At 62.9% G+C, this 14,867-nt stretch carries 13 protein-coding genes and 2 pseudogenes; 10 read left to right on the forward strand and 5 right to left on the reverse strand.

From position 1 onward, the window contains the following. Positions 1–75: 75 nt before the first annotated feature. From BUQ73_RS13230 to BUQ73_RS13260, 7 genes and pseudogenes are all read left to right on the forward strand, one after another. Entirely contained in the window at positions 76–261 is a 186-nt protein-coding gene (locus BUQ73_RS13230; RefSeq protein WP_027919011.1) for a CbtB domain-containing protein, read from the forward strand. Between the two features lie 7 nt (positions 262–268). After that, positions 269–961 carry a CbtA family protein gene (locus BUQ73_RS13235; protein ID WP_079228336.1) on the forward strand — a complete coding sequence of 231 codons (693 nt, stop codon included), beginning with the start codon at positions 269–271 and terminating at the stop codon, positions 959–961. 17 nt (positions 962–978) lie between these two features. Continuing rightward, positions 979–1,371: a cobalamin biosynthesis protein gene (locus BUQ73_RS13240; RefSeq protein ID WP_079230551.1), complete on the forward strand. Its 393-nt coding sequence runs from the start codon at positions 979–981 to the stop codon at positions 1,369–1,371. A gap of 30 nt (positions 1,372–1,401) precedes the next feature. Further along, a complete protein-coding gene (gene cobM, locus BUQ73_RS13245) occupies positions 1,402–2,154 on the forward strand; it encodes a precorrin-4 C(11)-methyltransferase (RefSeq protein ID WP_079228337.1) in 753 nt (250 codons plus the stop codon). Between the two features lie 61 nt (positions 2,155–2,215). Continuing rightward, positions 2,216–2,458 (forward strand): DUF1272 domain-containing protein, encoded by a 243-nt coding sequence (locus BUQ73_RS13250; protein ID WP_079228338.1) that lies wholly within the window; start codon positions 2,216–2,218, stop codon positions 2,456–2,458. A 215-nt stretch (positions 2,459–2,673) separates the two neighbouring features. Beyond that, on the forward strand, positions 2,674–3,288 hold the full coding sequence (locus BUQ73_RS13255) for a response regulator transcription factor (RefSeq protein ID WP_079228339.1): 615 nt from the start codon (positions 2,674–2,676) through the stop codon (positions 3,286–3,288). 13 nt (positions 3,289–3,301) lie between these two features. After that, a pseudogene (locus tag BUQ73_RS13260) lies at positions 3,302–6,578 on the forward strand (transporter substrate-binding domain-containing protein). Here the strand turns inward: BUQ73_RS13260 and BUQ73_RS28975 are convergent. From BUQ73_RS28975 to BUQ73_RS13270, 3 genes and pseudogenes are all read right to left on the reverse strand, one after another. Next, positions 6,553–7,125, reverse strand: coding sequence for a methyl-accepting chemotaxis protein (locus BUQ73_RS28975; protein WP_416171826.1), 573 nt, complete (start codon positions 7,123–7,125; stop codon positions 6,553–6,555). The pseudogene BUQ73_RS13260 and the gene BUQ73_RS28975 overlap by 26 nt on opposite strands. A gap of 12 nt (positions 7,126–7,137) precedes the next feature. Then, positions 7,138–7,920 (reverse strand): annotated as a pseudogene (locus tag BUQ73_RS28980) (PAS domain-containing protein); the annotation flags it as partial. 66 nt (positions 7,921–7,986) lie between these two features. Then, positions 7,987–9,006 carry a LacI family DNA-binding transcriptional regulator gene (locus BUQ73_RS13270; protein ID WP_079228340.1) on the reverse strand — a complete coding sequence of 340 codons (1,020 nt, stop codon included), beginning with the start codon at positions 9,004–9,006 and terminating at the stop codon, positions 7,987–7,989. A 206-nt stretch (positions 9,007–9,212) separates the two neighbouring features. Between BUQ73_RS13270 and BUQ73_RS13275 the strand changes: the two genes are divergently transcribed. The 3 genes from BUQ73_RS13275 (at position 9,213) to BUQ73_RS13285 (ending at position 11,603) form a co-directional block, all read left to right on the forward strand. Further along, positions 9,213–9,752 carry a gluconokinase gene (locus BUQ73_RS13275; protein ID WP_079228341.1) on the forward strand — a complete coding sequence of 180 codons (540 nt, stop codon included), beginning with the start codon at positions 9,213–9,215 and terminating at the stop codon, positions 9,750–9,752. Between the two features lie 111 nt (positions 9,753–9,863). Further along, positions 9,864–11,216 (forward strand): GntP family permease, encoded by a 1,353-nt coding sequence (locus BUQ73_RS13280; protein WP_079228342.1) that lies wholly within the window; start codon positions 9,864–9,866, stop codon positions 11,214–11,216. Between the two features lie 84 nt (positions 11,217–11,300). After that, complete coding sequence (locus BUQ73_RS13285) at positions 11,301–11,603, forward strand: hypothetical protein (protein WP_079228343.1); 303 nt, start codon at positions 11,301–11,303, stop codon at positions 11,601–11,603. Positions 11,604–11,724: 121 nt separating this feature from the next. Here the strand turns inward: BUQ73_RS13285 and BUQ73_RS13290 are convergent, their stop codons facing one another. Both BUQ73_RS13290 and BUQ73_RS13295 read right to left on the reverse strand, forming a co-directional pair. Then, positions 11,725–13,152: a sigma-54-dependent transcriptional regulator gene (locus BUQ73_RS13290; RefSeq protein WP_079228344.1), complete on the reverse strand. Its 1,428-nt coding sequence runs from the start codon at positions 13,150–13,152 to the stop codon at positions 11,725–11,727. Next, a complete protein-coding gene (locus BUQ73_RS13295) occupies positions 13,127–14,620 on the reverse strand; it encodes a sensor histidine kinase (RefSeq protein WP_079228345.1) in 1,494 nt (497 codons plus the stop codon). The genes BUQ73_RS13290 and BUQ73_RS13295 overlap by 26 nt, the downstream gene beginning before the upstream one ends. Between the last annotated feature and the right edge of the window lie 247 nt (positions 14,621–14,867).

A 14,867-nucleotide genomic window follows, 5' to 3' on the forward strand; every position in this document is an offset into this window, starting at 1 on the left:
CCTCGGGCGCCTCGCACCCGGGGCTGTCGCGCCTGTCCCATTGCCCTTACAAAAAGCAAAGCAGAGGATCGCGTCATGCCCATCACCAGCGCCAAACACAGCATCGCCACCCCCGTATCCCTCAGCCAGCGCATGGTCATCGCCGTCGGCGCCAGCCTGCTCGGCCTGTGCCTGGTCTACTTTGCCGGCTTCTCGCATATCGAAGCCGTGCACAACGCCGCGCACGACACCCGCCACAGCGCTGCCTTCCCTTGCCACTGAGGCTGCCATGATCAAGCGTATCGCCCGCACTGCCGGGTTCAGCGGCCTGCTCGCCGCCCTGTTGCTGACCCTGCTGCAAAGCTTCTGGGTCGCACCGCTGATCCTCCAGGCGGAAACCTACGAATCGGCCGCCCCCGCAGCCGAGCACCACAGCCACGGCGAAGAAGCCAGCGCCGGCCACAGCCACAGCGAAGAAGCCTGGTCGCCGGAGGATGGCTGGCAGCGCATCCTGTCGACCACCGGCGGCAATCTGGTGGTCGCCGTCGGCTTCGCCTTGATCCTCACCGCCCTCTACAGCCTGCGTGAACCGGGCCGTACCAGCACCGGTGCGCTGTGGGGGCTGGCCGGCTTTGCCGTGTTCTGCCTGGCACCGACCCTGGGCTTGCCGCCAGAGCTGCCAGGCACTGCCGCCGCCGACCTCGGTCAGCGCCAGAGCTGGTGGATCGGCACCGCAGCCGCCACCGCACTCGGCCTGGCATTGCTGGTGTTCGCCCGCCATGGGTTGCTCAAGGCACTGGGCGCGGTATTGCTGGTAGTACCCCACGTGATCGGCGCGCCACAGCCGGAGGTCCACGAAAGCCTGGCCCCGCAAGCGCTGGAAAATCAGTTCAAGATCGCTTCCTGGCTGACCAACGCGGCGTTTTGGGTGGCCCTGGGCCTGCTCAGCGCCTGGCTGTATCGCCGCTCCAGCCACGCCTGATGGCCATCGACCCAACCCTGCCGGCGTTGTACGCCGGCTTCGGTTGCCGCCGGGGCTGCCCGGTGGAGGTTCTCGATACCTTGTTGCATGAAGTGCTGCAGCGTCATGGCCTGAACGCCTCAGCGCTTAACGGCCTTGCCAGCATCGCCGGCAAGGCCGATGAGCCAGGCCTGCAACAACTTGCAGCACGTCACGCCCTGCCTTTGCTGGTTTTCGATGCCGAGCAACTGCAGGCGTTCGAGCCACAACTCAGCCACCGCTCCCCAGTTGCCTACGCCCACAGCGGCTGCTGGGGCGTGGCCGAGAGCGCGGCACTGGCCCTGGCCAGCCTCAGTCACGCAAGCGCCATACTCAAGGTGACCCGGCAAGTGCTCGGCCCCGCTACCCTGGCATTGGCCTGCAGCCGATAATCGCCTCTTTCACCTATTCAAGGATTTGCCATGACGGTCTACTTCATCGGCGCCGGCCCCGGCGACCCGGAACTGATCACGGTCAAGGGCCAGCGCCTGATCCGCCAGTGCCCGGTGATCATCTACGCAGGCTCCCTGGTACCCGCCGCGGTGCTCGAAGGCCATCGTGCCGAGACGGTCATCAACAGCGCCGAACTGCACCTTGAGCAGATCATCGACGCCATCCGCGCAGCACATGCCAAGGGCCATGACGTGGCCCGGGTGCACAGTGGCGACCCAAGCCTGTACGGCGCCATCGGCGAGCAGATCCGCCACCTGCGCGAACTGGGCATCGACTACCAGATAGTCCCCGGGGTCACAGCCACCGCAGCCAGTGCGGCGCTGCTTGGCTGTGAACTGACCCTGCCGCAAGTGGCACAGACGGTCATCCTCACCCGCTACGGCGACAGCTCCCCCATGCCCGCAGGCGAACAGCTCGGCGACCTTGCCCGCCATGGCAGCACCCTGGCCATTCACCTCGGGGTCAAGCACCTGCCACGCATCGTCGAAGAACTGCTGCCCCACTACGGTCCCGACTGCCCGATCGCAGTGGTTCATCGCGCCACCTGGCCGGATCAGGACTGGGTGCGCGGTACGCTGGCCGATATCGTCGAGCAGGTTGCCAGCAAGGGCTTTCGACGCACCGCACTGATCCTCGTCGGCCATGTGCTCGGCGATGCGCCGTTCACCGAGTCGGCGTTGTACCGCGCCGGCCACGCTCACCTGTACCGCCCCGGCGAGTAGCATTGCAACGGCGACAAAGGGCGGAGCAGACTGCACATTCCACCAGACCGGAGGGATACCCATGCTGGAGCTGCGCCCTAATTGTGAATGCTGTGATGCCGATCTGCCGGGCGATAGCCCTGATGCGATGATCTGCTCTTTCGAATGTACCTTCTGCCGCCACTGCGCCCACAGACGCTTGCAGGGGCGCTGCCCGAATTGCAGTGGCCAGCTGCTGGCCCGCCCAACACGGGTGGGCCAGGCCTTGAGCAACAATCCCGCCTCGACCCAGCGCGTCCTCAAGCCGCACCCGACCTGCGCCTGACCTTCCCCCCAGCACAGGTATCGTCGCCTCTGGCGATGCCTGTAACGGCATTTTTGTAGGAAATTTCTACAATACCGGCTTGCTTGTTCAACATATCTATACTCGCCATTACCTAGGATCCGGAATGGTCGTATCGTGCCGCACAGCAGAAAAAGCTTGCAGACGTCACCTGATTGCTTCGGGGGGCCGACCACATTCCGACAGGAGTTAGTGACATGACAACAGTGCTGATCGTTGATGATCATGCCATCGTCCGTTTTTCCTTGCGCATACTGCTTGAGCGTGAGCGCTTTCGTATCGTCGGCGAAGTCGACAATGGCAGTGAAGTGGCGCAGAAGGTACGCGACTTGCGCCCAGATGTAGTGGTGCTGGACATAGGGCTTCCCGGCCTGGATGGCATGGAGGTCATCAAGCGCCTGCAACAACAGGAACCGGCACCGAAAATCATGGTGCTTACCGGGCAAGCCACCGATCTTTACGTACGCCGCTGCCTGGATGCTGGCATCGGTGCATTCGTCACCAAAGGCGAGGATCTCGAGGCCGTGGTGTTCGCCCTCAAGGCCCTGATCAAAGGCTACTCCACCTTTCCGCAGATGGCGGTCAACAGCAACACCCTGGAGAGCGAGCCTGAGCGCCTGAGCAGCCTGTCCAACCGCGAGATGGAAGTGCTGCGGCGCCTGAGCCGTGGTGAAAACAACAAGAACATCGGCGCCTGCATGAACCTCAGCGCCAAGACCATCAGCACCTACCGTGGTCGCATCATGGAAAAGCTCAAGACCGAGTCACTGGTGGAAATGGTTGATCTGGCCAAACGCAACCATGTCAACTGAGCACCCGGGCAGCATGGAGCGTGTCCTGGCCTGCCTGACGCTGTTCATCACCCTGGCCTGCTGCCCGCTCATGGCCTTCGCCGAAAGTGAACCACGGCATTTGCTGGCACGCGCCACCAGTGCCGCCCCCCCCCCTGCAACTGGATGCAGCCGATCGCCAGTGGCTGCGCCAGCGCGGCGTCTTGTTGCTGGGAAGTTCCCGGCCAGATTACCCGCCGTTCGAGATCAACGTCAGCCCGGCTGATTATGAAGGCCTCAGTGCCGACTATGCCGGGCTGATCGCCGAACAACTGGGCGTCCCGATCGAAGTCAGGCGCTTCGACAGCCGTCACGAAGCGATCGCCGCGTTGCGCGCAGGCAAGATCGACTTGCTGGGCAGCTCCAATGGCTTCGAAGCGGCCGATGCCCAGCTCAGCCTCAGCGTGCCCTACGCCGATGACCTGCCGGTGATCGTGACGCGTCAGGACACCCCCCTGAAGCTGGGCAAGGACCTGGCCGGCTTGCGCCTGGCAATGGTCGACCACTATCTGCCGGGCGAGACCGTTCGCGCACTCTACCCCAAGGCACAACTGAGCCTCTATCGCTCGACCCTGGCTGGCCTGGCAGCGGTCGAGCTGGGTGAGGCGGACGCTTATCTGGGCGATGCCATCAGTACCGACTACCTGATTGGCAAGAGTTACCAGGGCACGATGAAGATCGACCATTTTTCACAGGTGGCACCCGCCAGCTTTGCCTTCGCTTTCGCCAATGACAATGTGCGGCTGCACCGCCTGGTCGACAGTGCCATGGCCAGGATCACCGAAAGCGAGCGCCTGAATATCCTGCGCCGCTGGAGCAGCGGCAATACCAGCTTGTTGCTTGAGCGTCACCTGTCGGCACTGACAGACGAAGAGCTGACCTGGATAGCCCGCCATCCGACCATAAGCGTGCTGGTCGATACCGCCCTTGCCCCGCTGACCTTCAACGACGCCCAACAGCATATCAACGGGATTACCGTCGACCTCCTCAAACAAATTACCCTGCGCACCGGCTTGCAGTTCGAATTCATCGAACGAGACACCGTGCAGCAGATGGTCGAACAAGTTGCACGCGGAGAGGCACAGATGATCGGGGCACTGGGCTATGGCACAGAACGCGCGACGCAGCTGCGCTATACCCGCCCCTATCTGGTCAGCCCACGAGTGCTGGTGACCCGCATTCAGGCGCCCTCGCCCTTGCAAGCTGGAAACCTCGATACGCAGCGCATCGCCCTTCTGCATGGCTCCCACCTGCGCGACGAAGTGATGCGCCGCTTTCCTCATGCGAAACTGGTCATGGTCAACAACCCCCTTGGCCTGATGGAAGCAGTGGCCAATGGCGATGCTGACGTCGCCTATAGCAGCTATATCAATGCCTCGTACTACACCAACCACGTATTCAAGGGGCAACTGCGTATCGCCAGTGTCATGGACGACGAGCCAGCTGCCGCCGCCTTCGCCGTGGCACCTGACCAGCCGCAACTGCAGGCCATCCTCGACAAGGCACTGATCAGTATTCCCCCAGAAGAGCTGGGTCAGTTGATAAACCGCTGGCACACCAGCACCTTGGTCAGTGACAGCCCTTGGCGCAACTACCGCACACTGACACTGCAAGTGCTGGTGCTGTCAGCCCTGCTGCTGGCGGGCGTGGTGTTCTGGAACAGCTACCTGCGCAAGTTGATCCACCAACGCACCGAAGCTCAACGCGCGCTCCAGGCACAACTGGCCTTCAGCCGCGGGCTGCTGGAGCAGCTGCGCCAGGCCAAGGACGAAGCCGAACAGGCCAGCAAGACCAAAAGCGCGTTCGTGGCGACCATGAGCCATGAGATACGTACTCCCATGAACGCGGTGATCGGCTTGCTGGAGCTGGCACTGAATGACAACCGCTCTGGCCGTTGCGACACTCAGGTCCTGCAAACCGCTCACGACTCCGCCATCGGCCTGCTCGGGCTGATCGGCGACATCCTCGACATATCCCGCATCGAAACCGGGCACATGACCCTCCAGCCCGTAGCGACCGACCTGGTCGACCTGGTACGCAGCACGCTGCGGGTATTCGAGGGCAATGCACGGATAAAGGGCCTGCACCTGCAAAGCGAGCTGCCTGACGAGCCGCTCTGGGTCCTGGCCGACCCGTTGCGGATCAAGCAGATCCTTTCCAACCTGCTGAGCAATGCCATCAAGTTCACTGACCGTGGCGACGTCGTGGCGCGCCTTGCATTCAAACCCTCGGCGGCAGGCGAAACCGTGCTGATAGAGTTGGGCGTGAGCGACACCGGCATCGGCATTGCCCCCCAGGATCAGGCGCGGCTGTTCAACACCTTCACCCAGGCCTCAGGCCCACGGGCCAGCCAGGGCGCTGGCCTGGGCCTGGTGATCAGCCGGACGTTGGCCGAGCTTATGGGCGGCAGGCTCGACCTGCAAAGCGTGGAAGGCGTCGGCACCCGCGTGCGCGTCCAGTTGCAGCTTATACCGAGCGCGCCAGCCGCACCGGTGGAGCTCAACCAGGACGACGACGAAGCCGTCAGCGGGCAACTGAATGTGCTGGTGGTCGATGACTACCCTGCCAACCTGATGCTGCTGGAAAAGCAGCTCAACAGCCTCGGCCACCAGGTGACGCTGGCCGAAAATGGCGAAATTGCCCTGGCCTTGTGGCAAGCGCACACATTCGATCTGGTCATCACCGACTGCAGCATGCCGGTGATGGACGGCCATGAGCTGGCCCGCAGGCTGCGCCAGCTGGAGCAAGCCAGCGGGCAGCCCGCCTGCAGCATTCTCGGAGTGACAGCCAATGCCCAGGCCGAAGAGCGTCAACGCTGCCTGGAAAGCGGCATGGACGACTGCCTGTTCAAGCCCATCGGGCTGCGCACACTGAAGGCTCACCTGCCACACCTGCGAACCAGCGCGCCGGTGTCAGCCCCCAAGGCAAGCGGCTTCAACCTCAACGAACTGCGCCACCTGACCCAGGATGACCAGCAGCTGACCAGGCGCCTGCTCGAACAACTGACACACAGTGCCCAGCAAGACCTTGCCGCCCTGCAAGCGCTTGGCCCCGTCAGCGACCACGAGGCATTGCGCGCCCTTGCCCACCGTATAAAAGGGGGCGCCAAGATGCTGCGGGTACGCGGCGTGGTCAAGGATTGCGAAGCCATCGAACAGGCACACGCCCAGGGGCTGCCGACGGAGGCGTTGCGCCTGCAGCTGGAAGCGAGCCTGCAGGCCTTGCTGAGGGAGCTGGGCGATAACCTCAGTGCAATTGCAGCGTCGAGCTGATCTGGCTGATAGCGTCGACCACGTGGCGGGAACCCTGCTGGATCTCCATGATGACCGTCCCCGCCTCGTTGGCCAGGGCAACGCCCCGCCCGGTACGTGACAGGCTCGACTGCATGCTGGCCACGGCGGTCAGCGACAGGTCGTGGTTCTGCCGCACCACATCGACGATCTCCAGCGTCGCCTTGCTGGTGCGCGCCGCCAGGCTGCGCACCTCATCGGCAACCACGGCAAAGCCGCGGCCATGCTCACCGGCCCGGGCCGCCTCAATCGCCGCGTTCAAGGCCAGCAGGTTGGTCTGGTCGGCGATACCGCGGATGGTCAGCACGATCTGCCCGATCACATCCGATTGCTTGCTCACCGCGTCGATACTGCGCGCGGCATCATTGAGTTCCTGGGAAATCTGCTCGATCACCGCCACGGTCTGCTGCACCACCTCGGTACCCTTGCGCGCGCAGGCATCGGTCTGCACCGAGCTGGCATGGGCCGCATCGGCGGCGCTCTGCTGGGTGCTGACCTGTGCAGTGATGTCGCTGGCAAACTTGACCACCTTGTACAGGCGGCCCTTGTTATCGAAGATCGGGTTGTACGAGGCCTCCAGATAAATCGTCTGACCCTGCTTGTTGACCCGTTCGAAGCGGTGCGAGTGATACTCGCCGCGATTGAGGGACGCCCAGAACTCGCGGTATGCACCGGATTCACGCTCATGGGGCAGGCAGAACAGCCCATGGTGACGGCCCTGCACTTCTTCGAGGGAATAGCCCATTGTCTGGAGGAAGTTGCGGTTGGCTTTGATCACCCGCCCTTGCGGAGTGAACTCGACCACGGCCATGGAGCGGCCAATGGCCTTGAGCAGGCTTTCGCTTTCGTGTTCGTCCTTCACCCGCTGGCTGATATCGGCCGCCACCTTGATCACGCTGGTAACCTGCTGTTGCTCGTTGACCACCGGCATGTAGCTGGCCTCCAGCCAGACTTCACGGCCGGCCTTGTCGACGCGTTCGAAGGTGCCGCTGATGGCCTTGCCTTGGCCCAGTTCCTGCCACAGTTGCTGGTACTCAGCACTCTTGGCATAGCTGGGGTCGCAGAACAGGCGGTGGTGCTTGCCACGCAGCTCATCAACGTTGTAGCCCATGGCCTGACAGAACTGGGCATTGGCATCGAGGATGGTGCCGTCAGGGGCGAACTCGATCATCGCCATGCAGCGGCTTATGGCCGCGAGCTTCGCCTGGGCTTCGGCCAGGGCCTTGTGGGTGCGCTGAATCTCGATCAGGTCAGACTTGCGGTGGAAATCGAACATGGTGCCAGGATCCTCGATGCTCGGATTTTCCTGAGCATAGATCGGCATTGTTGCCGTGCAAGCCAGTTGATATCACTTTGTGATTAACCAGTTACAGGCAGGTGCTGAAAAACCTCATGAGCTCTCGCGCACCATCAGTTCAAAGCCAAGGTCTTGCTGCTCGGTTGCCACGCGCTTGCCATCGAGCAGTGCCAGCAGTGCCTGCGCCGCGCCCCGACCAACGGCTGCCCGTGGGGTGCGAATAGAGGTCAGGCGCGGCACCATGTGCGCCGAAGCAGGCAAGTCGTTGAAACCGACCATAGCCACCTGGCGCGGTACTTCGATGCCTTGGCGCAACGCCTGCAACACTGCGCCCTGGGCAAGGTCGTCGTTACAGAAGAAGATGCCATCCACATCGGGGGCCTGGGCCAATAGCTGGCTGAACAGTTCGCTACCCAATGCAATGGAAGACGGTTGCGACGCCAGGATCTCCAGCTCGCTGGCCAGCATGCCGGCTTCGGCAAGGGCCTGGCGGAACCCTTCGGCGCGCTGCATCACTCGTGGGTCGAGCTGCGCGGCAATGAACGCAAGGCGCCGCCGGCCACGCGCGATCAGGTGCGTTGCGGCGGCCCGCCCGGCCTGCTGTTGGGAAAAGCCCACCGACAACGCGCCCGCCTCACCGCCCAGTTCCATCATGTGCACGCAGGGCACGCCGCTGGCTGCCAGCATCTGCCGCGACGCGTCGCTGCGGTCGAAGCCGGTGAGCAGCATGCCGCAGGGCTGATAGGCCAGATAATTGCGGATCAGGTTTTCTTCTTCGTCGATATCGTAGTGATAGTTACCAATCAGCACTTCGAGCCCACGCGGGCGCATCACCTCGTGGATGGCTTCCAGGGTGTCGATGAACAGCTGGTTGGACAACGACGGGATCAGCACCACCACCGATTGACTGCGCGCCGACGCCAGCGCCCGGGCTGCATGGTTGGCGACGTAGCCCAGGGACGCGGCGGCGGCCATGACTTTTTCCACCAGCTCCGGGGCAACCGTGCTGACACCGCGCAAGGCGCGCGAAGCGGTAATCGGGGAAACCCCGGATAGCCTGGCGACTTCAGCCAGCGTGGGACGACCTGTGGTGCGGGAGCCTGTGCGGGTCATGGATGTTGTAATTTTACTACTTGCAGGAATGGGGAACGGCCACTAAGGTAGCGCTGTCTCAGGACGCAGGCAATGTAATCTTTGGTAGTGGCCACTGCAGCGCTCTGCCAAGCGTCCATACTGCGTAAGGACAAGACCAATAACACCGGGGAGGTGGCGTGTCGTCAGCGACGAGACAGCGCTATCTCACCCCGCAGGAGGTACTGATGAATTCTCCCCTGTCCGCCATCGTGGTGATGGGCGTGGCCGGTTGCGGCAAAAGCTGCGTCGGTGATGCCATTGCCAAGCGAAGCGGCGGTCGCCTGATCGAAGGCGACGCCTTTCACCCTGCCGAGAACATCCGCAAGATGAGCGCTGGCATCCCTCTGGACGACGATGACCGTGCCGGTTGGCTGGTGCGCCTGGGCCAGGAACTGCAAGCGACGGTGAAGGCTGGCGAACGGCCGATCCTCACCTGCTCGGCGCTCAAGCGGCGTTACCGCGACACCCTGCGCGCGGCAATGCCGGAACTGGTATTCGTGTTCCTTGAGCTCACCCCCGCCGAAGCAGAAAAGCGCGTGCTCGCCCGCCCCGGCCACTTCATGCCGGCCAGCCTGATCGACAGCCAGTTCGCTGCCCTCGAGGCGCCCCATGGCGAACCCCTGACCCTGCCGCTGGACGCCACTCAACCAATTGCGGTACTTGCCGAGACGGTCGACGCCTGGCTAAAGCCCTGCGGTGAGCGGAACCTGGCGCGGACTGCCTGAACCGGCGGTTTTTCCGGATCACCAAAGACAGCGCTGTCTCGACGCCTGAAGGCGGCGAAAGTTCAATAAAAGCTACGCCCAAAACAACGATAAGACCGAGGCATCAAAACCATGTTCGGACTGGCTACAGATACCTACCTGCTGCTCGACGCGCTGGTCACCATCGTCGGGCTGATCCTGCTGATCACCTATTTCAAGGTCCACCCCTTCGTCGCGCTCACCCTGGCCGCCGGTTTCCTCGGCCTGACCTCCGGCATGCCGGTGGCCAAGGTCATGAAGTCGTTCCAGGACGGCTTCGGCGGGGTACTCGGCTTCGTCGGTATCGTCCTCGCCCTTGGGACGATGCTCGGCAAGCTGATGGCCGACTCCGGTGGCGCCGACCAGATCGCGCAAACCCTGATCCGCGCCTTCGGCAAGAAGAACGTGCACTGGGCAATGATGTTCGCCGCCTTCCTGGTGGGCATCCCGCTGTTCTTCGAGATCGGCTTCGTGCTGCTGATTCCGCTGGTGTTCATCGTCGCCCGGCGTTCCGGGGTGTCGCTGATCAAGATCGGCATCCCGCTGCTGGCCGGCCTTTCCGTGGTGCATGGCCTGGTCCCGCCACACCCGGGCCCGCTGTTGGCCATCGGCATCTTCCATGCCGATATCGGCAAGACCATCTTCTATGGTTTGCTGGTCGCATTGCCCACGGCAATTATCGCCGGGCCGCTGTTCGGCAACTTCATTGCCCGGTACATCCCCGGTAACCCGTCGCAGGAGCTGATGGACCAGATTGCCAAGGAATCGGACCAGAGCAACCTGCCCAGCTTCACCATTACCCTGGTCACCGTGCTGTTACCCGTGGCGCTGATGCTGCTCAAGACCTTCGCCGACGTGGTACTGCCGGCCGAGCACATCTTCCGCCAGTGGATGGACCTGATCGGCCACCCGATCACTGCCCTGCTCGCGGCCCTGTTGCTGGCCTTCTACACCTTCGGCTCGGCCCGTGGCTTCAGCCGCCAGCAGATCATGAAGATGCTCGACCAGAGCCTGGCCCCGACGGCGGCAATCGTGCTGATCGTCGGTGCTGGTGGCGGCTTCAAGCAGATGCTGGTGGATACCGGCGTGGGTAACGTGATCGGGCAGATGGCCGTGCAGGCAGAGATCTCACCGATCATGCTGGCCTGGCTGGTGGCTGCGGTGATCCGTATCGCCACAGGTTCGGCGACCGTGGCGACCATTACCGGTGCCGGCATCGTCGCCCCGGTGATCGACCTGGTGCCTGGGGTAAACCGTGAACTGCTGGTGCTGGCCACCGGTGCCGGCTCGCTTATCCTGTCCCACGTCAACGATGCCGGCTTCTGGCTGGTGAAGCAGTACTTCAACATGACCGTGGCGGAAACCTTCAAGACCTGGAGCATGATGGAGACGATCCTGTCGATCGTCGGCATCATCTTCATCATGGCGCTGTCGACGGTGGTGTGACCGCTGATCGGGATGATGGCACCTGAGTACCTCGGGTAGGGCCCAACACAGATATGAGCCCTACCCGATGCAAAGGAGCCTGCCATGAACCGCTCAACCCTGCTGCTGCTTGCCCTGCTCACCTCGCCACTGGCCCTGGCGGTCGGCACCGGGCCGACCTACCCCGATGACCCGCACAACCCGGCGCCGCAGCCGGGTGTCGACAGTACCCTGAACCCGATCGAGAAACCCATGCCCAGGGATACCGACCCGCGTATCCAGGGCAATGACCCACAGAACCCGCCGGCCCGGCAGAATGACAACCGCGACTTGCCGGGGATGGATGGCAGCGGCTCGGAAGGAACCGGGGGCCAAGGCGCCAATGGAAGCAACGGTAGCCAGCGTTAACCCCCGTTGAACGCCAGCCAAACGAAACGACCTGTGGGAGCGGGTTTACCCGCGAAAGCGTCGGTTGATCTACCATCGCCTTCGCGGGTAAACCCGCTCCCACAGGTTATTCGTGAGGCATCTACCATTGGCGTTTGTCAGGCCGGGTAAGCCCCAGCTTCTCGATACGGTAGCGCAGCATGTCCCGCGACAGGCCGAGCATCCGCGCCGACTTGGTGACATTCCAGTCGGTACGGTCCAGCGTCTTGCACACCAGGTCGCGCTCCATGTCCGGCAGGCTGGTGCCGGGCTCCGGCTCGTGCCTTGGCATTTCGTAAACGGTCGCGGTGGGCTGAGCCACCAGTGGCTCGTCGATCAAAGCCATGCACAGGTTCAACTGGTGCGCCTGCACCACCTCATTGGGCGCCAGCAACACGGTCTGTTCCAGCATGTTGCGCAATTCACGCACATTGCCCGGCCAGCTGTAGCTCAACATCAAGGCTTCGGCCTCGGCACTGAAGCGCAGGTTCGGCTTGCCGTAACGGCGCCCGTGGTGCGCCAGGAAATGCCGGGCCAACAGCAGCACATCCTGGCCGCGGGCATACAGCCGCGGCACTTTCAGGGCGATGATGCGCAAGCGGAAGAACAAGTCGCGGCGGAACTTGCCTTGCTGCACCATCAGTTCGAGGTTGCAGTTGGTGGCACTGATCACCCGCAAGTCGACCTTGCGCTCCTTGACCGCACCGATGCGGCGGATGCTGCGATCTTCCAGCAACTTGAGCAGCTTGGCCTGTAGCACCAGGTCCATCTCGCCGATCTCGTCGAGGAACAGCGTGCCGCCATCGGCCGCTTCCACCAGGCCTACGCGGCGCTCCTTGGCGTCGGTGAACGCGCCCTTCTCATGGCCGAACAGCTCGGCTTCAAGCAGGTTGGCCGGGATCGAGGCACAGTTGAACTCGATGAACGGCCCCTTGCTGCGCGAGCCGTCAAAATGCAGCGCGCGGGCAACCAGTTCCTTGCCGGTACCGGTCTCGCCTTCGACCAACACCGGTGGCAGGTCGTCCATGGCCATGCGCCGCTCGGCGTCGAGCACCTGCTGCAAGGTGTGCTTGAGGGTAAGCATTACCGGCGACTCACCGATCAGCGCCTGCAACCCGGACTTCTGCGCCTCGCGTTCCTGGTAGAACGACAGGGTGCGCTCCATGCGCTCGGCGGCCAGGGCCTTTTCCAGGGTCAGCTTGAGTTCGGCCAGCACCACCGGTTTGGTCAGGTAATGGAACGCGCCCTCCTTCATTGCCTGCACGGCGTCTTCGACATTGCCGTAGCCGGTCATCATGATTACCTTCAGGTCCGGCGCCTGCGACACCAAGGTGCGCAGCAGGTCGTGCCCGCTCATGCCGGGTAGCGAGTTGTCGGTCAGTACCGCATCGGGCTGGACCCGCTTGATCTGCTCCAGCGCCAGCTCCGCACTGTCGCAGAGCGTCACCTCGAAGCCCTTGAGGCTCAGATAGGTACGAATGTTGTCGCCGAGGATTTCATCATCCTCAACTACCAGGATGCTGTGCTCCATGGTCCCCTCCCGCTGCGATATTGAAAGTGAGGCTGACGCGGGTTCCTTCCTCTTCTCGGCTGCTCAGGCTGACCGAGCCGCCAAAACGTTCCATGATCCGCTTGACCAGGGCCAGGCCTACGCCAAGGCCGCCTTGCTTGGTGGTGTAGAACGGCTTGAACACCATTCTTTCCTGTTGCTGGCTCATGCCCTTGCCGGTATCGCTGAGCAGCAGCTGCGCGCGCTGGCCATCCAGCACGCAAACCTGCGCATGCAGGACGCCGCCCTTGGGCATGGCTTCCAGGGCATTGGAAAACAGGCTGTTGAGGATCTGCGTAAGCTGCAGGGGCTGGCTGGCCACCCACTGCGCCTGCGGGCCTTCGAAGCTGAAACGCACACCGTTGCGCTCGATCTGCTGGGCAAAGGCCAGGTGGGTATCTTCGATGGCCGCCACCAGGTCCACCGCCTCGGCAGAATCGCTGGTCGGGCGCAGCGACACCAGCAGCTCCCGCACCCAGCGCGACATGCGGTCGACCTGGGTGATGATGTCGTTGATGTTCTTCTGCGCCAGCGGGCTGGCAATCCCTTCCGCCAGCTCGGCGCTGGAGCGGATATTGGCCAGCGGGTTGCGCAAGCTATGGGCTACGGCGGAAGACATCTCGCCCAGTGCCACATAGGTTTCGCTGGCCACCAGCCGATCCTGTTGCTGCTGCAGCATGTGCGCGGCGCGGCGCACGATCCAGAACAGGCCGAAGTAGATCAGCGCCCCGCCCACCAGGGTCGAGGCCCAGATCAGCACGTAACCACGCTGGATACGCCGCACCAGATCCTGCGGCTCCTTGTAGATCTCGACCATGGCCATGACCTGCTCGCCTTGGCTGTCGAACAAGGGGATGTAGTTTTCGATGAACAGGTATTTGGGCTCGCGCAGGAATTTCTGCTCTTCGCGGTCGTCTTCGACTTTGTGGTAACTGGCCGAAACCGCCTTGCGCGAGCGGAAGGCGCGGTTCAGGTCGCCGTCAGCCTCGATGCGCTTGCCGATCAGCTCGGGGTTGGTGGACCAGACGATGGTGCGGTCACGGGCATAGGCGTTGGCCAGCAAGATGTCCGGCAAGTGCTCGACGTGGTCGAGAAACTCGACCCGGGTCGACTCGGCCAGGGCCGGGCTGACTTGCAGGTGCTGTTCGTCCAGGCGCGGGTTGAGCAATTCGCCCATGGTGGTGCCGGGCGGCAGTTGCGAATGGCGCACTTCGGCCAGGGCCAGGGACTGGATGAACTGGGAAGTGAGCATGGCATCGCGCTCGACACTGTCGCGCACCACGAAGCGGGTTGAGACGTAGCCCAGGCCGCCGGCCACCGAAGCGATGATCATCAGGCTGATCACCGAGAACCAGCGCAGCAGGTTGAACTCGCGAAGCGGCACGGCCATGCCGCTGCTGCCGGGCAGTGCGGCGGGTTTTACCGGAACATCTTCATCCAGCATCTGCATCGCGTCGTTCCCGTGCAGGGAGTCCGTTCATAAGGTGGCCATCGCACTGCTACCGACAGTAGCAAATTAATGGCACCTCACCAGGGCAGCTGCCGCCGCCATTTGCCGCGAGTTACCTGCTGCAAGAAACTGCAAGAAGCCAGCCAGTACGGGAAGCAAATTATCATATCTATATAAAACAATAGGTTATGAGCTATTTATGATTTCGAGTTGAGGATGAGCCCCCACATTTGGGTACCCTTTACCC

The sequence above is a fragment of the Pseudomonas putida genome (assembly GCF_002025705.1).
In the GTDB taxonomy this organism is placed as follows: Bacteria; Pseudomonadota; Gammaproteobacteria; order Pseudomonadales; family Pseudomonadaceae; genus Aquipseudomonas; species Aquipseudomonas putida_J.

Bases quoted from the DNA above. Each gene is read 5' to 3' on its own strand.
- BUQ73_RS13230 (WP_027919011.1), top strand. From the start codon at position 76: ATGCCCATCACCAGCGCCAAACACAGCATCGCCACCCCCGTATCCCTC.
- BUQ73_RS13235 (WP_079228336.1), top strand. From the start codon at position 269: ATGATCAAGCGTATCGCCCGCACTGCCGGGTTCAGCGGCCTGCTCGCC.
- cobM (WP_079228337.1), top strand. From the start codon at position 1,402: ATGACGGTCTACTTCATCGGCGCCGGCCCCGGCGACCCGGAACTGATC.
- BUQ73_RS13250 (WP_079228338.1), top strand. From the start codon at position 2,216: ATGCTGGAGCTGCGCCCTAATTGTGAATGCTGTGATGCCGATCTGCCG.
- BUQ73_RS13255 (WP_079228339.1), top strand. From the start codon at position 2,674: ATGACAACAGTGCTGATCGTTGATGATCATGCCATCGTCCGTTTTTCC.
- BUQ73_RS13270 (WP_079228340.1), bottom strand. From the start codon at position 9,006: ATGACCCGCACAGGCTCCCGCACCACAGGTCGTCCCACGCTGGCTGAA.
- BUQ73_RS13275 (WP_079228341.1), top strand. From the start codon at position 9,213: ATGAATTCTCCCCTGTCCGCCATCGTGGTGATGGGCGTGGCCGGTTGC.
- BUQ73_RS13280 (WP_079228342.1), top strand. From the start codon at position 9,864: ATGTTCGGACTGGCTACAGATACCTACCTGCTGCTCGACGCGCTGGTC.
- BUQ73_RS13285 (WP_079228343.1), top strand. From the start codon at position 11,301: ATGAACCGCTCAACCCTGCTGCTGCTTGCCCTGCTCACCTCGCCACTG.
- BUQ73_RS13290 (WP_079228344.1), bottom strand. From the start codon at position 13,152: ATGGAGCACAGCATCCTGGTAGTTGAGGATGATGAAATCCTCGGCGAC.
- BUQ73_RS13295 (WP_079228345.1), bottom strand. From the start codon at position 14,620: ATGCAGATGCTGGATGAAGATGTTCCGGTAAAACCCGCCGCACTGCCC.